The following is a 20,602-nucleotide window of genomic DNA, read 5'->3' on the forward strand; positions in this document are numbered from 1 at the left end:
CGCGACGAGCGGCACGACCGGCAGCACGACGGGGGCAGGCGGCGGATGGCGCGACGGGGCGGGCGGCGGCGCGGGCGGCGCCTTTACTGCCGCGACCGTGCGCGGCGGAATGGCATGATCCAGCTCATGACGCGACCGCTGGCCGACGAGGTCCTGGAAAGACTGGCGCGGTCCTACGAGGCCGCCCGGGACCCTGATCGCGCCGTGCAGGCGGCGGCCTACATGCGTGACCAGTTCGCCTTCCTCGGTATCGCGAGCCCAGCCCGCCGCGCACTCGACCGCGCCGTGGTGGCCGGACTTCCCAGGCCCACCGGAAAGGACCTCGGCGCGGTGGCGGCGGCCTGCTGGGAGCAGGAGGGCAGGGAATACCAGTACTTCGCCTGCGACTGGTTGCGTAAGCACGCGGCCGTCCCCGGACCGGACTTCCTGCCGACGGCCCGCGCTCTGATCACCACGAAGTCGTGGTGGGACACCGTCGACACGCTGGCGGCCCACTTCGTGGGCGGTCTCGTCGCCCGCCATCCGGACCTCACCACGGAAATGGACGCGTGGGTGGAAGACGACGACATGTGGGTCATCCGCACGGCGATCCTGCACCAGTTGCAGTACGGCCGGAAGACCAACGCCGACCGACTCTTCGGCTATTGCACACGGCAGGCGGGACACCCGGACTTCTTCATACGCAAGGCCATCGGCTGGGCACTACGCCAATACGCCCGGACTGACGCCGAGGCAGTCCGCACCTACCTCTGCGACCACGGGCACCTGCTGTCGCCGCTGTCCATCCGAGAGGCCGCCAAGCACCTCTGACCCACCCCGGTGCAGCAAGACACGCCACACCCCAATGCCCAACCCACAGGGCCCGGCGCGGCGAAACGCGGACGCGGTTAGTGCGGACAGCGCGCAACCACAGGCGGCGCGGAACCACACGCCGCAAGGAACCGAACACGACGCGAAGCCGAACACGGTGTAAGAGCCGTCGCCGGGCGCCCCCACGAGCACAGCCACGGTATGACGCCGCGCCGCGCGGGAAGGCATTTGCGCGAGGTGGCGCCGGCGAGGAGGCGGCGCAGGGCGGTGGGGTAGGCGTGGGGCTCAGGGTGGCTTAGTCATTGTCGGTCCAGGCGAGGAGTTCGGCGACGGCTGAGCTGTCTCCCTTGATGACGACCGCATCCGTGGGGATGCGGCCGTAGAGGAGCAGGAGGAGGTCGCTGGCGGAGGCGTGGATTGTAGCGAGGGGGTCGCCGCTGGGGGCCGGGTTGGCCTTGGCGCCGGCGGGGGTGAGGTCGACGAGCCAGGTCGGGCCTTCCACCGCGGACAGCGCGATGCGGGCAGGGCGGTGTGGCCATGGGCCTAGGCTGCCGAGGCTTGCCACCAGGAACTCCGAGATCGCGTCCACGGCGATCGCGGCGGGGAGGGGCTCTGCCTTGCCGGCCGCCTCCTGGGCGTCGTACGTGTGCACGGCCGCCTCCTGGGCCTGGTGACGGGCGACCGCTGCGACGGTCATCGGCGCCTCCGAGGCTCCCCACCACGTCCAGCAGTCGCGATCGGGTGGGGCGGATCGCAGGGCTTCCATCAGCAGGTGCGTGGACTCTGCCGACCAGGCGAGCAGGTCCGGTTGCGGGGTGGTGTCGCCGATGGCTTCGGCGGACGGTGGGCCGTCGGCGGGTCCTGCCGCGACGGTTGCCGCCCAGAAGCGGTGGACCCTGCCCAGATGTGCGGTGAGGTCGCGCACTGTCCATTCCGGGCAGCCCGGCACCGGGGCCGTGAGGCCGGCCGCGGTCACGGCCTCGCGGAACGCGGTCGCGCGCTCGTCGATCTGGTCCAGCAGGGCCGGGTAGGGCGGCATCGAGGTCATGCCCGTTGTCTACCACCGGCTACCGACATTTCCTGGAACCGCAGGTCAGCGAAGTTCAGGAGTCGCACCACGCGAGGCCGAGGCAGGAGCGTGCCGGTCCACGCGAAGCCCCGGCGGCCCCGGCGCAAGGGCACGCCGCGGCAAATAACACGCCATCCCCGACGCAAGGACACGCCAGCCCAGGCAAGAACATGCCAGCCCCTACGCAAAGACGCGCCGGCCGGCGCAGGGACGCGCGGACCGACGCGACGATGCCGGGGCCAGCGCGTGGAAAGCGCCGGCCCGGCGGGTGTCAGACGTTGAAGCCGAGCGCCCGGAGCTGGTCGCGGCCGTCGTCGGTGATCTTGTCCGGGCCCCACGGCGGGAGCCAGACCCAGTTGATCCGGAAGTCCTTGACCAGGCCGCCGCCGGGGCCGGTGGTCAGGGCCTGGCGGGTCTGGTCCTCGATGACGTCGGTCAGCGGGCACGCCGCCGAGGTCAGCGTCATGTCCAGGGTGGCCACGTTGTCGTCGTCGACGTGGACGTCGTAGACGAGACCGAGGTCGACCACGTTGATGCCGAGCTCCGGGTCGACGACGTCCTTCATCGCCTCCTCGACGTCGGCCACGGCGGCTTTGGCACCCGAACCGCCGCCGGACGCCACAGCACCAGACGCCACAGAACCGGACGCCACAGCATCAGACGCCGCAGGACCGGACGCCGCGGCACCAGCCTCGGCCGGTCCGTCCGAAGCGACCGGGGCCGTCGAGGCCGGCGACGTCGCGTCGTCCGGTCCGGCCGTATCCGCCGCGTCCGCGGCGATCTCTTCGACAGTTCTGTCCGTCATGCCTTCACCTCCGGGTTGATGCCCACACCGGCGCGCGCCGCGGCGTCCTTGAATGCCATCCATGGCAGCAGCGCGCATTTCACCCGGGCCGGGTACTTCGCGACGCCGGCGAAGGCGATGCCGTCGCCGAGTACTTCTTCGTCCGGTTCCTTCTGACCTCGGCTCTGCATCAGATCCACGAATTCCGCGTGGATCGCGAAGACCTCCGCCACCGGGCGGCCCTTGAGCAGCTCGTGCAGCACCGATGCCGAGGCCTGGCTGATCGAGCAACCCACCCCGTCGTACGAGATGTCGGACAGGTCGCTGGTGACCCGGACGGTGATCTCGTCGCCGCAGGTGGGGTTCACGTGGTGCGCCTCGCCCTGGTACGGGTCTCGCAGCCCGCGCCCGTGCGGGTGCTTGTAGTGGTCCAGGATGATGTCCTGGTAGAGCTGGTCGATCATCAGGCGAACACCCTCCGCACCTGCTCCAGACCGCGCGCGAGGGCGTCGATCTCGTCGGTCGTCGTATAGAGGTAGAACGAGGCGCGGGTCATCGCCGGCACCCCGTACCGCGTGCACACCGGGCGTGCACAGTGGTGGCCCACTCGCACCTCGACGCCGAGGCTGTCGAGGATCTGCCCCACGTCGTGCGGATGTACCCCCTCCACCTCGAACGACACCGTGCCGCCGCGCCCTTCCGGCGTGGCGGGTCCGAAGATGCGTACGCCGGGGACGTCCGTGAGCGCCTTCAGCGCGTACGCGGTGATCTCCTGCTCGTGGCGGTGCACGTTCTCCATGCCGAGCGCCGTCAGGTAGTCGACGGCGGCGCCGAGGCCGACGGCCTCGGTGATCGGCGGTGTGCCGCCCTCGAAGCGGGCCGGGGGCGGCGCGAACGTGGTGGCGCCCAGGCTGACCGTCTCGATCGTGGACCCGCCGGCGAGGAACGGCGGCATCGCTTCCAGCAGCGACATCCGTCCCCAGAGCACGCCGATGCCGGTCGGTCCGAGCATCTTGTGCCCGGTGAACGCGATGAAGTCGGCGCCGAGGTCGCGCACGTCCACCGGGAAGTGCGGCACCGACTGCGAGCAGTCGAGCATGACCAGCGCGCCGACCTCGTGCGCCCGGGCGACGATGCGCGCCGGGTCGTTGATCGTGCCGAGGATGTTGGACATGTGGACGACCGAGACGAGCTTGGTGCGCTCGTTGACCAGCTCGGAGAGTGAGGACTCGTCGAGCCGTCCCTCGTCGGTGACGCCGAACCAGCGGAGCGTCGCGCCGGTGCGCTGGCAGAGGAGCTGCCACGGTACGAGGTTGGAGTGGTGTTCCATCTCGGAGACCACGATCTCGTCGCCGGGGCCGAGCGACAGGAACTCCGCCGCCGTCCATGCGACCAGGTTGATCGCCTCGGTGGAGTTCTTGGTGAAGATCACCTCGTCCGGCGACGGCGCCCCGATGAAGGCGGCGACCTTCGCGCGGGCCGCCTCGTACGCGGTGGTCGACTCGGTGCCCAGGGTGTGCACCGAGCGCGACACGTTGCCGTTGTGCCGCTCCTGGTGATCACGCATGGCGTCGATCACCTGGCGCGGCTTCTGCGAGGTGTTGGCGCTGTCCAGGTAGACCAGCGGATGCCCGTTGATCTCCCGGCCCAGGATCGGGAAGTCGGCGCGAACCCGGGCCACGTCGAAGGTCATCTTGATCTCCTTGGGACAGGCTCGGCTCAGGCGTGGGCGCCGGCGACGTACCGCTCGTACCCCTCGGCTTCGAGCTGCTCGGCGAGCTCGGGGCCGCCCTCCTGGACGATCTTGCCGGCCACGAAGACGTGCACGAAGTCCGGCTTGATGTAGCGCAGGATGCGGGTGTAGTGGGTGATCAGCAGCAGGCCGGTCTCGCCGGTCGCGCGGACCCGGTTGACGCCCTCGCTGACGATGCGCAGCGCGTCGATGTCGAGGCCGGAGTCGGTCTCGTCGAGGATCGCCACCTTGGGCTTGAGCAGCTCGAGCTGCATGATCTCGTGACGCTTCTTCTCGCCGCCGGAGAAGCCCTCGTTGACGTTGCGCTGGGCGAACGCCGGGTCCATCTGCAGCTTCTCCATGGCGCCGCGCAGCTCGCCGGCCCAGGTCCGCAGCTTCGGCGCCTCGCCGTCGATCGCGGTCTTGGCGGTACGCAGGAAGTTCGCCACCGACACACCGGGGACCTCGACCGGGTACTGCATCGCGAGGAAGAGGCCGGCCCGGGCGCGCTCGTCCACGCTCATCTCCAGGACGTCCGCGCCGTCGAGGGTCACCGTGCCGCCGGTGATCTCGTACTTGGGGTGGCCCGCGATGGAGTAGGCCAGCGTGGACTTGCCGGAGCCGTTGGGGCCCATGATGGCGTGGGTCTCGCCCGCCTTGACGGTGAGGTCGACCCCGGCCAGGATCGGCTTCAGCTCGCCCTCGGGCAGCTTGACCGAAACCTGCAGGTCGCGGATCTCCAGGGTGCTCACGGCTCTACTCCATTACTCGGTGTCGTCGAAACGTAGATGTCGCCGTCGCGGATCTCGACGGGGAAGGTCGCCACCGGCTCGGTGGCGGGCGGTCCGGAGGGCTCACCGGTACGCAGGTCGAAGCGGGAGCCGTGCAGCCAGCACTCGAGGGTGCAGCCGTCGGCCTCGCCCTCGGAGAGCGCGACGGACGCGTGACTGCACTCGTCGCGTACGGCGTAGAAGTTGTCGTCGTCGGCATGCACGACCGCGACGTCGACGCCGTTCACCTCGACGGAGATCGCCGTGCCCTTCGCCACCTCGGCGGCCGGCCCGACAAGCTCGAAGGACATGGCTCAGGCCCCCGCCTTCGCCAGCCGGGCCTCGATGGCGTCGCCCAGGCGCTCGCGCAGCTCCTCGACCGGGATCTTGTTGACCAGCTCGGCGAAGAAGCCGCGGACGACCAGCTTGCGGGCCTCGAACTCGGGGATGCCGCGGGCCATCAGGTAGAAGAGCTGCTCGTCGTCGAAGCGGCCGGTGGCGCTGGCGTGGCCCGCGCCGGCGACCTCGCCGGTCTCGATCTCGAGGTTGGGCACCGAGTCGGCCCGGGCGCCGTCGGTCAGCACCAGGTTGCGGTTGATCTCGTACGTTTCCGTTCCCGTCGCCGCCGCGCGGATGAGCACGTCGCCGACCCAGACGGTGTGCGCCGACGCGCCCTGCAGCGCGCCGCGGTAGCCGACGTAGCTGCGGCAGTCCGGCACGCTGTGGTCGACTAGCTGGCGGTGCTCGAGGTGCTGGCCGGCGTCGGCGAAGTACAGGCCCCAGAGCTCGGCGTCGCCGCCCCGGCCCGCGTAGTCGACGCTGGTGAACTGGCGGACCAGGTCGCCGCCGAGGGCCACCTGCACGTGCTGCGCCCGGGCGTCCTTGCCGACCTTGAACTTGACGTGCTGGGCCTGGACCGAGCCGGCGTCCCACTCGGCGATCGTGACGAGGGTGAGCTGGGCGCTGTCGCCGAGCACCACCTCGAGGTTGTCCGCCAGCGTCGCCGTGCCGGTCTGCTCCAGCACGATGGTGACCTTGGCGAAGTTGCCCACCCGGACGTAGGTGCGCGCGGCCGCGGCCTCGGAGCCCTGCCCGACGACGCGGATCACGGCGGCGGTCTCGGAAACGGTCTCCGCGGCGACGTCGATCAGCGTCACCTCCGCGGCCGAGCCGTACGCGAGGGCGCTGATCCGGTCGAACGGCGTGAGCACGGCGTCGACCTTGCCCGCATCGACCTGGGTCACCGAGATGCCCGCCGGCAGGTCGCCCGGGGCGTACCCGGGCGCCGCACCGGTGAGCGAGGTCGCCGTGATCAGGGCGCCGAGCCGCTTGATCGGGGTGAAGCGCCACTCCTCCTCCAGGCCGTTGACGGCCGGGAAGTCGGTGACATCGAAGGAACGCAGCACCTGCGACTTGGTGCTCGGCGGGGCCATGGCCTCGGTAGTCATCTCGTCCTAGTTCTTCGCAGCGGGAAACGTCGGGTAGGGATCGCGGTCAGCCGACCGCGCCCTCCATCTGCAGCTCGATGAGGCGGTTCAGCTCGAGGGCGTACTCCATAGGGAGCTCCTTGGCGATGGGCTCGATGAAGCCGCGCACGATCATCGCCATGGCCTCGTCCTCGGTCAGGCCCCGGCTCATCAGGTAGAAGAGCTGGTCCTCGCTGACCTTGGAAACGGTCGCCTCGTGACCCATGTTGACGTCGTCCTCGCGGATGTCGACGTACGGGTACGTGTCCGAGCGCGAGATCGTGTCGACCAGCAGCGCGTCGCACTTGACCGTGCTGGCGCTGTGGTGCGAACCGTCCATGACCTGCACCAGGCCGCGGTACGAGGTGCGGCCGCCGCCGCGGGCGATCGACTTGCTGACGATCGTCGACGAGGTGTACGGCGCCGCATGCACCATCTTGGCGCCGGCGTCCTGGTGCTGGCCCTCGCCGGCCATCGCGACGCTCAGCACCTCGCCCTTGGCGTGCGGGCCGGTCATGTAGACGGCCGGGTACTTCATCGTCACCTTGGAGCCGATGTTGCCGTCGATCCACTCCATGGTCGCGCCCTCCTCGCAGGTGGCGCGCTTGGTGACCAGGTTGTAGACGTTGTTCGACCAGTTCTGGATGGTCGTGTACCGGCAGCGGGCGTTCTTCTTGACGATGATCTCGACGACCGCGCTGTGCAGCGAGTCGGACGAGTAGATCGGCGCGGTGCAGCCCTCGACGTAGTGCACGTACGCGCCCTCGTCGACGATGATCAGGGTCCGCTCGAACTGGCCCATGTTCTCGGTGTTGATTCGGAAGTACGCCTGCAGCGGGATCTCCACCTGCACGCCCTTCGGCACGTAGATGAACGACCCGCCGGACCACACGGAGGTGTTCAGCGCGGCGAACTTGTTGTCGCCGACCGGGATGACCGTGCCGAAGTACTCCTTGAAGATGTCCTCGTGCTCCTTGAGGGCGGTGTCGGTGTCGAGGAAGACGACGCCCTGCTCCTCGAGGTCCTCACGGATCTTGTGGTAGACGACCTCGGACTCGTACTGCGCCGCGACGCCGGCCACGAGGCGCTGCTTCTCCGCCTCGGGGATGCCCAGCCTGTCGTAGGTCGCCTTGATGTCCTCGGGCAGGTCTTCCCAGCTCGTGGCCTGCTTCTCGGTGGAGCGCACGAAGTACTTGATGTTCTGGAAGTCGATGCCGGTGAGGTCGGCGCCCCAGTTCGGCATGGGCTTGCGGTCGAACAGGCGCAGGCCCTTGAGCCGCAGGTCGAGCATCCACTGCGGTTCGTTCTTCTTCGCGGAGATGTCGCGCACCACGGCCTCGGACAAGCCACGCGTGGCGGCAGCGCCGGCCACGTCGGCGTCGGCCCAGCCGTACTCGTACTTGCCAAGAGCGGCCAGGTGCTCTTCCTGAGTGACGATCTGGTCGGTCATTATCCGTTCCTAACCGTGGTGTGGTTATGGGGTGGGCACTGCGGGGCGGGGATGTGCGTGGTGCACACCCCGTCGCCGTGCGCGATGGTGGCGAGGCGCTGCACGTGGGTGCCGATGAGCCGCGAGATGACCGCGGTCTCGGCGTCGCACAGCTGGGGAAACTCGGCGGCCACGTGGGCCACCGGGCAGTGGTGCTGGCACAGCTGCCCGCCGGACGCGATCGTGGTCGCGTTGGCAGCGTAGCCCTCGGCGGTCAGGGCCTCGGCGAGCGCCTCCGCCCGGGCGATCGGTGCGTCACCGGCCTCGAGCATCGCGGCGCGGCAGCGCTCCTCGAGCGCGGAGAGCTGAGCGGCGGCGAACGATTCGACGGCCTCGGGACCGCCGTGCTCGGCGATCCAGCGCAGCGCCGCGGTGGCGATGCCGTCGTAGAAGTGCGGGAAGCTCTCCCGGGCCGCGGCGGTGAGCACGAAGACCTTGGCGGGACGCCCGCGCCCGCGCGGGCCGCGCGGGGGCGTCTCACGGACCTCGACCAGGGCGTCGGCGAGCATCGCGTCCAGATGCTTGCGGATCGCGGCCGGGCTCAGGCCGAGCTGCGCGCCGAGCTCGGCCGCGGTGGCCGTGCCCCGCTCGAGCAGCAACTGCGCGACCCGGTCGCGGGTGCGCACATCGACGCCTTTACCCTCTGCGGAGGGCGCGCCGGAGCCGGCGGCCGCAACGGCCACCCGGCTGCTCCGCGACAGCACTCCGTTTTTCACTACGCCAACGTTACGTAATTCGCTCCGTGCCTGCAAACCGGCGCTCCGGTGATCCAGGACACCGCGTCGCGGAGGGCTCGGTGACACGTCCGATTCCGGGCGTACGATCCCGAGCGTGAGCGAGCCCACCCTGTTGCGCCGTCTGGCCCTCGCGTCCCTCGTGGCCAACATCGGCCTGGTCGTGACGGGCGCGGCGGTCCGGCTGACCGGCTCCGGCCTCGGCTGCCCCACCTGGCCCAAGTGCACCGACGCGTCGTACACGACCACCCGCGAGATGGGCGTGCACGGCGTCATCGAGTTCGGCAACCGGCTGCTCGGCATCGCGCTGGGCCTGATCGCCCTCGCCACCTTCGTCGCGGCGCTGTGGCACAAGCCCCGCCGCCGCCCGCTGATCCTGTTGTCGCTCGCGGCCGGGCTCGGCATCCCGGGCCAGGGGGTCATCGGCGGCATCACGGTCCTGACGGACCTCAACCCCTGGGTGGTCGGCCTGCACTTCCTGCTGTCGATGGCCCTGATCTCGGTCACCTGGGCCCTCTGGCAGCGCACGAAGGAAGGCGACGCACCCACGCGGGCGCTGGTGGCCCCGCCGCTGCGCCACCTGGCCGTCCTGACCGCCCTCGTCAGCGCGGCGGTGATCGTGGCCGGCGTGATCGTCACGGGCAGCGGCCCACACGCGGGCGACGAGGACGCCAAGCGCAACGGCCTCGACCCGGCGACCATCTCCCAGATCCACGCCGACCTGGTCTTCCTGCTCCTCGGCCTCTCGGTGGCGCTGTGGTTCGCCCTGCGCGCGGCAGGCGCACCCGCCCCGGCGATCCGGGCGGCTGCCGTCTTCGTCGCGGTGGAGCTCTCCCAGGGCCTGATCGGCTTCGTGCAGTACTTCACCCACCTGCCGGTCATCCTGGTGGCCGCCCACATGCTCGGCGCCTGCCTCGTCTGGGTAGCCACCCTCAACACCCTCTGGCGCCTCCGCGACCGCCCGACACCCGCCCCCACCTCGCCCTCCACCACGGCCGCAGAGCCGGCACCCGCCCCCGCAACGGTCGCCTGACCGAAGCCGGCACCAAACCCCAGGCGGACGAAGGGCACGCGGGCCTCGAGCACTCCCTACGGCCGGCGCCGGGCCGCGGGGTGAAGGGTTCGAGCTCAGCCACGCATGCAGAACGAAGGGTGCGAAGGGCCGTCCAGGAGCCGCCAGGCGACTGGCCCTTCGGGCCCGGCCTCGGCGTGAGCGACGGCTAGTACCACCCACTCACCTACGACATCAAGCCCTTGAACTTGATCTTGAAAAAACCGCACCGCACGAAAGCGGCCCGGACAAGGCCCGGGCCGCACCGACTGAATATGGAAAAAGCTACCTCGCCATGCTGCGGCGGGACATCGACCGCCAGAGGTCGTTGCTGGGGCGCATCTGCTCCATGAGCTCGCGCTCCCACTCGTTCTCCACCTCGACGCCCGCGGTCTCGCAGGCCTTGCGGGCCACGTCCGTGCCGGCGGCGGCGAACTGGTCCGTCCACTCCCCGTCCTCGCCCACCAGGACGATGCGGGCACCACGCTTGCCGACGTACTCGATGACCGCCTTCGCTCCGCCGTGACCGGAGGCGAACGACCGGATGTCCGCGGTCAGTGTCGTATCGGAACCTTCTGCCATGGGGCAAAGCCTAGGCAGACTTCGGCCGTGAGCAAGTAACGACGGGTGCATTTTGTGATGCCAATTACCTGCAGGTTTGGCGGATCAGGGCATTGGTATGACCCGATATAGTCCGTTTTATCCCCGAGCCAGGTCCACTCCATCGAGCGACAGAGTGTCACCGAACGAGCCTGAAAAACGGGCATTGTGTGCGACGAGACGCAATGGCGTCACTCAATGCGATCGCACACTTTGTGCGTCAGACGAGGGCGTCGACCGCGACCGCGATGAAGAGGATCGTCAGGTAGGTGATCGACCAGTGGAAGAGCCGCATCGCGTTGAGCGGCTCTCCGCGGCGCGAGCGGCCGACCAGGCGCACAGCCTCGAGGAGGAACAGCGCGCCCGCGACGAGGGCCGTGCCGCCGTAGATCGGGCCCATGCCCAGCGGCCAGGCCGCCAGCGAGGCCGCGACCGTCAGCACCGTGAAGATCAGGATCTCGGCGTTCACCCGGCGTGCAGAGCGGACTACGGGCAGCATCGGGATGCCGGCGCGCGCGTAGTCGTCCTTGTACTTGATCGCGAGCGGGTAGAAATGCGGCATCTGCCAAAAGAAGACAACGGCAAAAAGCGCCCAGCCGATGGGGGCGACCGTGCCGGTCACCGCGGCCCAGGCGATGAGTACGGGAGCCGCGCCGCAGATGCCGCCCCAGAACGTGTTCTGCGGGGTGCGCCGCTTGAGCCAGAGCGTGTAGACGACGTCGTAGTAGACGATCGCGGCCGCGGTCAGCGCCGTCGCCAGCCAGTTGGTGAGGGCTGCCATGAGCACGAGCGAGACCGCGGCCAGAGACAGACCGAAGATCAGCACCGCGCGCGGCGTCAGGCTGTGCGTCGCCAGCGGGCGGCGCTTGGTGCGGCGCATGAGCTGGTCGATGTCGCGGTCGATGTAGCAGTTGAGCGCGCTGGCCGCGCCCGCGGCCAGCGAGCCGCCGACCAGCACGACCGCCATGAGACCCAGGTCGGGCCGCCCGCCGGCGGCGAACATCATCGCCGGGATGGTGGTCACCAGCAGGAGCTCGACGATCTGCGGCTTGGTCAGCGAGACGTACGCCATGAGCACGGCGCGGATGTCGCGTCGGGCCGTGGTGCCGGCCGCCGGCGGCGCCGCCTCCTTCAGACCCGGCGACCGCCCCTGGGCGGGACGCTCGGTGATCATGCTCACGGACAGCCACCTTCCGGCATCGGCGAGGGCGCATTTCGTCAGCCGTCACCGGTGTGGACGGGCTGGCACGTTCGGACAGCCTACGCGCAGCCCGAGGCGCTGCCCGGGCGACCCGTCGGGGGTGCACGGCGTCACAGCAGGAGCCGGTGTGTCCGCTCTCAGCGTATGGGCCTGCGGCGTTCCCGCGGCGGTGGTTTACACGGACTGGATAGGGTCACTTTCGAAGGGTTCCCACACGATGCCCGAGGAGATCGACCGACGTGGCTGCCACTGACGATTTGAACTGGTCCGACCTCGACCGCCGGGCGGTCGATACCGTCCGTGTGCTCGCCATGGACGCCGTCGAAAAATCCGGCAACGGCCACCCCGGCACGGCCATGAGCCTCGCGCCGGCCGCCTACCTGCTGTTCAACCGGGTCATGCGGCACGACCCCACCGACCCGCTGTGGGCCGGCCGGGACAGGTTCGTGCTCTCCTGTGGCCACTCCAGCCTCACTCTCTACATCCAGCTCTATCTCTCCGGATACGGCCTGGCGCTCGACGACCTGGCATCCCTGCGGCAGTGGGGCTCGCTCACCCCCGGCCACCCGGAGTACGGGCACACCCCCGGCGTCGAGGTCACCACGGGCCCGCTCGGCCAGGGCATCGGCAACGCCGTCGGCATGGCGATGGCGGCCCGCCGCGAGCGCGGCCTGTTCGACCCGGACGCCGCCGACGGCACCTCCGTCTTCGACCACCACGTCTTCGCCCTCTGCTCGGACGGGGACATCGAGGAGGGCGTCAGCCACGAGTCGAGCGCCGTCGCCAGCGTGCAGAAGCTCGGCAACCTCACGGTGATCTACGACGACAACGAGATCTCCATCGAGGACGACACCCGCATCGCCAAGAACGAGGACGTCGGCGCGCGCTACGCGGCCTACGGCTGGCACGTGCAGACGGTGGACTGGCGCCAGGGCGACCCGGACAAGGGCGACTACCACGAGGACGTGGAGGCTCTCTACACGGCGATCCAGGCCGCGAAGGCGGTCACCGACAAGCCGTCCTTCATCGTGCTGCGCACCATCATCGGCTGGCCGGCGCCGAACAAGCAGAACACCGGCAAGATCCACGGTTCCGCCCTGGGCGCCGAGGAGGTCGCGGCGACCAAGGAGATCCTGGGCTTCGACCCGAACGAGACGTTCGCCGTCGCCGACGAGGTGCTCGAGCACGCCCGTCAGGTCTCGGCCCGCGGCCGCGAGGCGCACGCCGAGTGGGACAAGGCCTTCGCGGCCTGGGCCGCCGGCAACGAGGACGGCAGCAAGCTGTACGACCGCCTCGCCACCCGCTCGCTGCCCGACGGCTGGACCGCGGCGCTGCCCGAGTTCCCGGCCGATGACAAGGGCCTGGCCACCCGCGCCGCCTCCGGCAAGGTGCTCGACGCCCTCGCGCCGGTGCTGCCCGAGCTGTGGGGCGGCTCGGCCGACCTGGCCGAGAGCAACAACACCACGATGAAGGGCGAGCCCTCGTTCATCCCCGCCGAGTACGCCACCAAGGCGTTCCCCGGCCACGAGTACGGCCGCACCCTGCACTTCGGCGTCCGCGAGCACGGCATGGGCTCGATCCTCAACGGCATCGCCGCGCACGGCGGCACCCGGCCGTACGGCGGCACGTTCCTGGTCTTCAGCGACTACATGCGCGGCGCGGTCCGGCTGTCGGCGCTGATGAAGCTGCCGGTCGTCTACGTGTGGACGCACGACTCCATCGGCCTGGGTGAGGACGGCCCCACGCACCAGCCGATCGAGACGCTCTCCGCGCTGCGGGCCATCGTCGGCCTCGACGTCGTACGCCCGGCGGACGCCAACGAGACCGCCTGGGCCTGGCGCGGCGCGCTGGAGCACACCGACCGCCCGACCGCACTGGCGCTCTCCCGGCAGAACCTGCCGACCATCGACCGCGGCAAGTACGCGTCGGCCGAGGGCGTCCTGAAGGGCGGCTACATCCTCTCCGAGGCGTCCGGCGGCGAGCCGAAGGTGATCCTCATCGGCACCGGCTCCGAGGTGCAGTACTGCCTCACCGCGCAGGAGCGCCTGGAGGCCGAGGGCACCCCGACCCGGGTCGTGTCGATGCCGTGCCAGGAGTGGTTCTTCGCGCAGGACACCGCGTACCAGCAGCAGGTCCTCCCCCGGGGCGTCAAGGCACGCGTCTCGGTCGAGGCGGGCATCCGGATGAGCTGGGACCGCCTGATCGGCGACGCCGGCGAGGCCGTCAGCATCGAGCACTACGGCGCCAGCGCCCCGGCGAAGATCCTGTTCGAGCAGTTCGGGTTCACCGCGGACAACGTGGTGGCCAAGGCCAACGCCGCCCTCGCCAAGGTCGGCGAAATCACCGGTCACAAGACCGGAAACTGAGGAGTAGCGATGACCGACAGGCTGGCAGACCTCTCCGCCGCAGGTGTGGCGGTGTGGCTCGACGATCTTTCCCGGGTCCGCCTGCAGAGCGGCTCGCTGGACAAGATGCGCCGCGAGCAGAACGTGGTCGGCGTGACCACGAACCCGACCATCTTCGCCAAGGCGCTCGCCCACGCCGACGCGTACGACGAGCAGCTCAAGGACCTCGCCGCGCAGCAGGTCACCGTCGAGGAGGCGGTGCGGCTGCTGACCTCCTACGACGTGCGCTGGGCGTGCGACGTCATGAAGCCGGCGTACGACGCGTCGAACGGCGTCGACGGGCGGGTGTCCATCGAGGTCGACCCGCGCAGCGCGCACGAGACCGAGAAGACCGCGGCCGAGGCGAAGACGCTGTGGTGGCTCGTCGACCGCCCCAACCTCTTCATCAAGATCCCGGCGACCCAGGCGGGCCTGCCGGCGATCACGGCGACGCTGGCCGCGGGCATCAGCGTCAACGTCACGCTGATCTTCTCGCTGGAGCGGTACAAGGCCGTCATGGACGCCTTCCTGGCGGGCATGGAGCAGGCCAAGGCCAACGGCCACGACCTCACCCAGATCGGCTCGGTCGCCTCGTTCTTCGTGTCCCGGGTGGACACCGAGATCGACAAGCGGCTCGACAAGATCGGCAGCGACGAGGCCAAGGCGCTGCGGGGCAAGGCCGCGATCGCGAACGCCCAGCTCGCCTACCAGGCGTACGCCGAGGTGTTCGGTTCCTCCCGCTGGCAGGCGCTGGCCGACGCGGGCGCGCACCCGCAGCGGCCGCTCTGGGCGTCGACCGGCACGAAGAACCCCGACTACAAGGACACCATCTACGTCGAGGAGCTGATCGCCCCCGGCACGGTCAACACCATGCCGGAGTCGGTCATCACGGCGTTCCACGACCACGGCGAGACCCGCGGCGACACCGTCACCGGCTCCTACGCGGACGCCCAGAAGGTGATGGACGACGTCGCCGCCGTCGGCGTCGACCTCCAGGACGTCTTCAAGGTCCTCGAGGAGGAGGGCGTCGAGAAGTTCGAGACTAGCTGGGCCGAGCTGCTCGTCGACGTCAAGAAGTCGCTCGACGCCGCCGCACGCTGACCACCCGGCCCGCTCCCGGCGCAACGCCGCCGGGAGCGGGTGCCTGGGTCGTTCCGGGTAAGCCTGCGGTATGGGGAAAAGCTGGCAGGATGGGACACGTGGGTAATCCGCTGCGCACCGCACAGGACCGACGGCTTCCCAGGATCCCGGAGCCGTGCGCTCTGGTGATCTTCGGCGTCACCGGTGACCTGTCGCGGAAGAAACTGATCCCGGCCGTCTACGACCTCGCCAACCGGGGCCTGCTGCCGCCCGGCTTCGTGGTTCTCGGCTTCGCCCGCCGTGACTGGGGCGACGGCGACTTCGAGTCGCTGGCCTACGAGGCCGCCAAGAAGGGCGCCCGGACGCCGTGGCGTGAGGACGTCTGGCAGCGGCTGTCGAGCCAGTTCCAGTTCGTGCCCGGCTCCTTCGACGACGACGCCGCCTTCGACCACCTGGCGGCCACCCTGGACGAGCTGCGCGAGCGCAATGGCATCGCCGGCAACGCCGCCTTTTACTTCTCCATCCCGCCGGCCGCGTTCCCGCTGGTGCTCAACCAGCTCAACCGCACCGGGATGGCCGACAACGCCAAGTCCGGCGGCTGGCGCCGGGTCGTCGTCGAGAAGCCGTTCGGCAACGACCTGAAGACCGCCATGGCGCTCAACCAGCTCGTCGACGAGGTCTTCACACCGGAGGACGTCTTCCGCATCGACCACTACCTCGGCAAGGAGACGGTCCAGAACATCCTGGCCCTGCGCTTCGCCAACAGCCTGTTCGAGCCGGTGTGGAATTCCAAGTACGTCGACTCGGTGCAGATCACCATGGCCGAGGACGTCGGCATCGGCACCCGCGCCGCGTTCTACGACTCCGCCGGCGCCGCCCGCGACGTGCTGCAGAACCACCTGCTGCAACTGCTGGCGCTGGTGGGCATGGAGGAGCCGACGAGCTTCGACCCCAACGAGATCCGCGCCGAGAAGCTCAAGGTGCTCAGGGCGATCAGCCTGCCGAAGGACATCGCCGCCGGCTCGGTGCGCGGACAGTATCTGCAAGGCTGGGTGGCCGGCGAGCGCGCGGTGGGCTACCAGGAGGAGAAGGGCGTGCCGGCGGGCTCCACCACGGAGACGTACGTGGCGGTACGCCTCGGCATCCAGAACCGCCGCTGGGCCGGCGTACCGTTCTACGTCCGGGTGGGCAAGCGGATGCCGCGCCGGGTGACCGAGATCGCCATCCTCTTCAAACGCGCGCCGCACCTGCCGTTCGACCCGGCCGACGTCGAGATGCTCGGCAACAACCAGCTCGTCATCCGGGTGCAGCCCGACGAGGGCGTGGTGCTGAAGTTCGGCTCCAAGGTGCCGGGCACCACGATGGAGGTCCGGGACATCGCGATGGACTTCCAGTACGGCGAGGCGTTCACCGAGTCCAGTCCGGAGGCGTACGAGCGGTTGGTGCTCGACGTGCTCGTGGGCGACCGAACCCTGTTCCCGGATGCGGCCGAGGTCGAGCAGAGCTGGCGCGTCATCGACCCCCTCGAGGAGGCCTGGACCGGCACCAAGCCGGAGCCGTACCGCGCCGGCGAGTGGGGCCCGCGCGCTTCGGACGAGATGCTGGCCCTCGAGGGCCGGGCTTGGAGGCGGGCATGATCGGCTTGTGGGACACCACCGGCAACGAGGTCGTCAAGGCGCTCGCGGCCGAGCGGCGCAGCGCGGGCGGCGTGGCTTCCGGCCTCGCCCTCACCCTGGTCGCCGTGGTGGAGGAGAAGAAGGTCCGCGAGGCGGAGGCCGCCGCCACCATCGCGGCGTCCGCGCACCCGTGCCGCCTGCTCATCGTGGTCCGCTCGGACCTGGAGGGCCGCAGCCGGCTGGACGCGGAGATCGTCGTGGGCGGCCGGCTCGGCCCGGCCGAGGCGGTCGTGATGCGCATGTACGGCCGCCTCGCCCTGCACGCCGAGTCGGTGGTCATGCCGCTGCTCGCCCCGGACGTGCCGGTGGTGACGTGGTGGCACGGCGAGCCGCCGGACGTCATCGCCAACGACTTCCTCGGCGTCGTCGCGGACCGCCGCATCACCGACAGCAAGCTGGCCCCGGATCCGGTCGCCGCCCTGCGGCAGCGCGCCGTCGACTACGCGCCCGGCGACACCGACCTCACCTGGACCCGCATCACGCTGTGGCGCACGCTCGTGGCGGGCGCGTTCGACACCACCGAGGAGCGGGTCACCGGCGCCACGGTCGTCGCGCCGGCCCACGACCCCACCGCCGCCCTGATGTGCGGGTGGCTCAAGTCCCGGCTGGGCATCGAGCCCAAGTGGGAGTACACCGACCAGGCCCCGCGCATGCACTCGGTGCAGCTCGGCTGCGCCAACGGCGACTGCGTCACGGTCACGCGCGAGGAGGGTACGGCGCTCTTCAGCCGCACCGGGCAGGAGCCGCGCTACATGCCGCTGCCGAAGCGGCCGGTCGGCGACGAGCTGGCCGAGGAGCTGCGCCGGCTCGACCCCGACCAGATCTACGGCGAGGCGCTGGGCGCGATGGCCGGCCTGCCCGACCTGGACCGGAAGGCGGCGATGCGCGTCCACGTGTGGAAGGACCCGGCGCTGGCCGCCCGCGCGGGCGAGGAGGCCGACGCCATGGCGGGCCCCGGCGGTTCCGCCGCCTGACTCACTAAGATCGACGGGGCCGCTCCGCCATCTCGGGCGGGCGGCCCCGCGCCCATGGCGCCCATGTGACGAGGAGTCCGATGAGCGAGACCGTTGTGGTGGTGGTTCCGGACGCCGACCTCCTGGCGTCGGTGGTGGCGGCCAGGCTGGTGACCACGATCATCGACGCGCAGGCGGTGCGCGGCCGGGCGGACGTGGTACTGACCGGCGGCCGGGTCGCGGCGAAGGTGCTGCGTGCCGTCAAGGAGCTGCCGGCCGCGGAGGCCATCGACTGGTCCCGCGTCGATCTGTGGTGGGGCGACGAGCGTTTCCTGCCCTCCGGCGACCCGGACCGCAACGAGACCCAGGCCCGCGAGGCCCTGCTGGACGCTCTGCCCCTCGTCCCGGAACGGGTGCACGCGATGCCGCCGGCGGACGGCGCGGACGGTGACGACGCGGCGGCCGCGGCGGCCCGCTACGCCCACGAGCTCGCGGCCGGCGGCGCCACCTTCGACGTGCTCATGCTCGGCGTCGGCGAGGACGGGCACGTGGCGTCGCTGTTCCCCGGCCACCCCGACGCCACCGCCGAGGGCACGGTGACGGCGGTGCACGACAGCCCCAAGCCGCCGCCGACGCGCATCTCCCTCACCATGCCGGCGATCCGGTCCGCCGCGCAGGTCTGGCTGGTGGCGGCCGGGCCGGACAAGGCGGACGCGGTCGGCGCGGCCCTCGGCGGGGACACCGCGCTGCCGGCCGCCCGCGCGACCGGCGCGACGAGGACCGTCTGGCTGCTGGACGCCGCGGCGGCCGCCAAGCGCTGACGGCACGAGAAAGGCCGCCCCGCTGCGTGCGGGGCGGCCTTCTCGTACGTTCTCAGATCAGGACATCAGCAGCGTCGGAAGCTTCTCGAAGAGCTGCGTCGTGTACGTCATCATCTCGTGCAGCATCCAGTTGCCCGAGAACAGCATCGCCGCACCCACTGCGATCGCCTTCGGCACGAACGACAGCGTCGCCTCCTGGATCTGCGTCACCGACTGGAACAACGAGATCGCGAAACCGATCAGCAACGCCGTCAGCAGCGTCGGCGCGCTCATCTTCGCCGCGATGGTCATGGCCTGCAGTCCCAGCTCAACGATCTGCGTGTCCGTCATGCCATCCTCTTCGGGTCCCACGGCGCCCCGACGAGTGCACAACGGTCGCACCACGGTTGCAGTCAGGTTCGCGCCGGCGGAATCCTCAAGTCAGGCCCTGGACGAGATCTGCTGCACCGCCCAGCCGTTCCCGTCGGGGTCGCTGAAGAAGAGGAATCCGACGTTGTCGAGCGGGTCCGGCGTCGGGCTCGGGTTCTCGCCCAGCCTCTGCACGTCGCTGACCGGCACACCGCGCTCCACCAGCTCGGCATGGGCCCGGTTGATGTCCGGCACCACCAGTTGCAGGCCCCTCAGTGACCCCGGTGGCATCTCCGGCACCGCGCCCCGGCCGATGACGATCGAGCAGCCCGAGCCCGGAGGCGTCAGCTGCACGATCCGGGCGTCGTCGCCGATCACGGTGTCGTGGTCGACGACGAAGCCGAGCTTGCCGGCGTAGAACTCCTTCGCCCGGTCGATGTCCGAGACCGGAACGATCACCACTTCCAGCGTCCAGTTCACCGGCCCATCCTGACAGGTACGCGGGCAGCCCGTGGACCCTCGACCGAAGGACGCCGGGGCGGGATCAGGGCGAGGTGGTGGGTGAAACGTTCTCGGGATCGCCCGTCACGAACCCACCGACCGACGGCGTCGGTTGCCCCGTGAGCGGCGGCGGATCCGGCAACCCCGAAGGACCCGGCGAACCGGATGGTCCGGACGGTTCCAATGACCCGGAGACCCCCGACGGACCCGGCGACGTGGGCACCCCCGACGGACCCGGCGAACCGGACGGCCTCGGCTCCACCGAGCCGGGTCCTGCCGGCGCGTGAGGCGCATTCGGCGCCGGACCGCGACCGTCGTCCCCCACCGGAAACACGGCGACGCCGACCGCGGCGAGTGCGATGGTCACGCCGACCGTCACCGCGCCCAGGCGCCACCTCATGGCCGGATGCCGCCGCCGGAGCGGCATCGCGGTCGGCGGAACGGCGGGAGACAGGTCGGCGGCCGTGACCGAGCGGGCACGGGCGTCCAGCGCCGCGCGCAGCCGCCGTTCGAAGGCGCTCATCGCCGCTCCCCCAACAGACCGCGCAGGAGGGTCAGAGCCCGGTGCGCGGTCGACTTCACGGTGCCGCGGGACACGTTGAGCACGTCCGCGATCTCCTGCTCCGACAGCTCCGACCAGTAGCGCAGCACCACCACCTGGCGCTGCCGTACCGTCAGCCTCCCCAGCGCCGTCAGCACCTCATGGTCTCCCTCACTCAGCAACATCTGGTCCTCGGCGGCCGGGACCGTGCCCGCCGGCGGCGGCACGTAGGCCCGCGCGGTGCGGCGGCGCCGCAGCGCCGAGCGCGCCGCGTTCATCACCCCCGAGGTGAGGTAGGCGTCGGGGTCCTCGACCGTATGTAGATGCGCCCCATGCCGGCGGTAGAGCGCGGCGAACACGTCCTGCACGATGTCCTCGGCCGTGCCCAGGTCGTCAACCATGAGCACGGCCAGACGCACGAGCCTCAGCCGACGAGCGTGGTACAGCTCGTTGATGGCCGGAGGCCCGGACGACTGGTTGATGGCCGAGGATCCCGAGGACGCCATGCCCCGGGCCGGCGTCGAGGACCCGGACAGCGCGGAACGCCACCACCGCAGCAGGGGGCGGGCCAGGGGCAGGGCGAGCGACATAG

General features: G+C 70.4%; 21 protein-coding genes. 7 read left to right on the forward strand and 14 right to left on the reverse strand.

The annotated features are described in order from the left end of the window. Window positions 1-126 precede the first annotated feature (126 nt). Window positions 127-810, forward strand: coding sequence for a DNA alkylation repair protein (locus EDD30_RS09125; RefSeq protein WP_084556154.1), 684 nt, complete (start codon window positions 127-129; stop codon window positions 808-810). Between the two features lie 295 nt (window positions 811-1,105). Here the strand turns inward: EDD30_RS09125 and EDD30_RS09130 are convergent, their stop codons facing one another. The 9 genes from EDD30_RS09130 to EDD30_RS09170 all read right to left on the reverse strand — a co-directional run bounded on the left by EDD30_RS09130 (window position 1,106) and on the right by EDD30_RS09170 (window position 8,803). Further along, window positions 1,106-1,858 (reverse strand): maleylpyruvate isomerase N-terminal domain-containing protein, encoded by a 753-nt coding sequence (locus EDD30_RS09130; RefSeq protein WP_071803536.1) that lies wholly within the window; start codon window positions 1,856-1,858, stop codon window positions 1,106-1,108. Between the two features lie 292 nt (window positions 1,859-2,150). Then, window positions 2,151-2,684, reverse strand: a complete 534-nt coding sequence (locus EDD30_RS09135; RefSeq protein WP_084556152.1) for a metal-sulfur cluster assembly factor — start codon at window positions 2,682-2,684, stop codon at window positions 2,151-2,153. Next, window positions 2,681-3,130, reverse strand: coding sequence for a Fe-S cluster assembly sulfur transfer protein SufU (sufU, locus tag EDD30_RS09140; RefSeq protein ID WP_071803551.1), 450 nt, complete (start codon window positions 3,128-3,130; stop codon window positions 2,681-2,683). The genes EDD30_RS09135 and sufU overlap by 4 nt, the downstream gene beginning before the upstream one ends. Then, window positions 3,127-4,356: a cysteine desulfurase gene (locus EDD30_RS09145; RefSeq protein WP_071803537.1), complete on the reverse strand. Its 1,230-nt coding sequence runs from the start codon at window positions 4,354-4,356 to the stop codon at window positions 3,127-3,129. The genes sufU and EDD30_RS09145 overlap by 4 nt, the downstream gene beginning before the upstream one ends. A 26-nt stretch (window positions 4,357-4,382) precedes the next feature. Then, on the reverse strand, window positions 4,383-5,147 hold the full coding sequence (sufC, locus tag EDD30_RS09150; RefSeq protein ID WP_071803538.1) for a Fe-S cluster assembly ATPase SufC: 765 nt from the start codon (window positions 5,145-5,147) through the stop codon (window positions 4,383-4,385). Continuing rightward, complete coding sequence (locus EDD30_RS09155) at window positions 5,144-5,476, reverse strand: non-heme iron oxygenase ferredoxin subunit (protein WP_071803539.1); 333 nt, start codon at window positions 5,474-5,476, stop codon at window positions 5,144-5,146. Before EDD30_RS09155 ends, sufC begins: the two co-directional genes overlap by 4 nt. 3 nt (window positions 5,477-5,479) lie before the next feature. Next, window positions 5,480-6,613, reverse strand: a complete 1,134-nt coding sequence (gene sufD / locus EDD30_RS09160) for a Fe-S cluster assembly protein SufD (RefSeq protein ID WP_071803540.1) — start codon at window positions 6,611-6,613, stop codon at window positions 5,480-5,482. 46 nt (window positions 6,614-6,659) lie between these two features. Beyond that, on the reverse strand, window positions 6,660-8,081 hold the full coding sequence (gene sufB, locus EDD30_RS09165; protein ID WP_071803541.1) for a Fe-S cluster assembly protein SufB: 1,422 nt from the start codon (window positions 8,079-8,081) through the stop codon (window positions 6,660-6,662). Next, window positions 8,081-8,803, reverse strand: a complete 723-nt coding sequence (locus EDD30_RS09170; protein WP_071803553.1) for a helix-turn-helix transcriptional regulator — start codon at window positions 8,801-8,803, stop codon at window positions 8,081-8,083. The genes sufB and EDD30_RS09170 overlap by 1 nt, the downstream gene beginning before the upstream one ends. Window positions 8,804-8,951: 148 nt before the next feature. Here EDD30_RS09170 and EDD30_RS09175 point away from each other — a divergent pair, with 148 nt between their 5' ends. Continuing rightward, window positions 8,952-9,887: a COX15/CtaA family protein gene (locus EDD30_RS09175; RefSeq protein ID WP_394328214.1), complete on the forward strand. Its 936-nt coding sequence runs from the start codon at window positions 8,952-8,954 to the stop codon at window positions 9,885-9,887. A gap of 303 nt (window positions 9,888-10,190) precedes the next feature. On the opposite strand, the gene EDD30_RS09180 is transcribed toward EDD30_RS09175, so the two are convergent. Together EDD30_RS09180 and EDD30_RS09185 are read right to left on the reverse strand one after the other, a co-directional pair. Further along, window positions 10,191-10,487: a hypothetical protein gene (locus EDD30_RS09180; RefSeq protein WP_071803543.1), complete on the reverse strand. Its 297-nt coding sequence runs from the start codon at window positions 10,485-10,487 to the stop codon at window positions 10,191-10,193. Window positions 10,488-10,725: 238 nt separating this feature from the next. Further along, complete coding sequence (locus tag EDD30_RS09185) at window positions 10,726-11,685, reverse strand: heme o synthase (protein WP_071803544.1); 960 nt, start codon at window positions 11,683-11,685, stop codon at window positions 10,726-10,728. 332 nt (window positions 11,686-12,017) lie between these two features. Between EDD30_RS09185 and tkt the strand changes: the two genes are divergently transcribed. From tkt to pgl, 5 genes are all read left to right on the forward strand, one after another. After that, the gene (gene tkt, locus EDD30_RS09190; protein WP_244945581.1) at window positions 12,018-14,072 is read left to right on the forward strand and encodes a transketolase; all 2,055 of its coding nucleotides are present in this window, start codon (window positions 12,018-12,020) and stop codon (window positions 14,070-14,072) included. A 9-nt stretch (window positions 14,073-14,081) separates the two neighbouring features. After that, the gene (tal, locus tag EDD30_RS09195) at window positions 14,082-15,191 is read left to right on the forward strand and encodes a transaldolase (RefSeq protein WP_071803546.1); all 1,110 of its coding nucleotides are present in this window, start codon (window positions 14,082-14,084) and stop codon (window positions 15,189-15,191) included. A 98-nt stretch (window positions 15,192-15,289) separates the two neighbouring features. Further along, window positions 15,290-16,807 (forward strand): glucose-6-phosphate dehydrogenase, encoded by a 1,518-nt coding sequence (zwf, locus tag EDD30_RS09200; RefSeq protein WP_211277690.1) that lies wholly within the window; start codon window positions 15,290-15,292, stop codon window positions 16,805-16,807. Continuing rightward, entirely contained in the window at window positions 16,804-17,820 is a 1,017-nt protein-coding gene (locus EDD30_RS09205) for a glucose-6-phosphate dehydrogenase assembly protein OpcA (RefSeq protein WP_071803554.1), read from the forward strand. Before zwf ends, EDD30_RS09205 begins: the two co-directional genes overlap by 4 nt. A gap of 80 nt (window positions 17,821-17,900) precedes the next feature. Next, the gene (gene pgl, locus EDD30_RS09210) at window positions 17,901-18,620 is read left to right on the forward strand and encodes a 6-phosphogluconolactonase (RefSeq protein ID WP_123678190.1); all 720 of its coding nucleotides are present in this window, start codon (window positions 17,901-17,903) and stop codon (window positions 18,618-18,620) included. Window positions 18,621-18,677: 57 nt separating this feature from the next. Here the strand turns inward: pgl and fliQ are convergent, their stop codons facing one another. From fliQ to EDD30_RS09230, 3 genes are all read right to left on the reverse strand, one after another. After that, the gene (gene fliQ / locus EDD30_RS09215) at window positions 18,678-18,950 is read right to left on the reverse strand and encodes a flagellar biosynthesis protein FliQ (RefSeq protein ID WP_071809420.1); all 273 of its coding nucleotides are present in this window, start codon (window positions 18,948-18,950) and stop codon (window positions 18,678-18,680) included. Between the two features lie 90 nt (window positions 18,951-19,040). Further along, on the reverse strand, window positions 19,041-19,448 hold the full coding sequence (locus EDD30_RS09220) for a VOC family protein (protein WP_071809421.1): 408 nt from the start codon (window positions 19,446-19,448) through the stop codon (window positions 19,041-19,043). 540 nt (window positions 19,449-19,988) lie between these two features. Next, window positions 19,989-20,600: an RNA polymerase sigma factor gene (locus EDD30_RS09230; RefSeq protein WP_071809423.1), complete on the reverse strand. Its 612-nt coding sequence runs from the start codon at window positions 20,598-20,600 to the stop codon at window positions 19,989-19,991. Window positions 20,601-20,602: the final 2 nt, after the last annotated feature.

Origin of the sequence: Couchioplanes caeruleus (assembly GCF_003751945.1) — a bacterium.
GTDB classification, from domain to species: domain Bacteria; phylum Actinomycetota; class Actinomycetes; order Mycobacteriales; family Micromonosporaceae; genus Actinoplanes; species Actinoplanes caeruleus.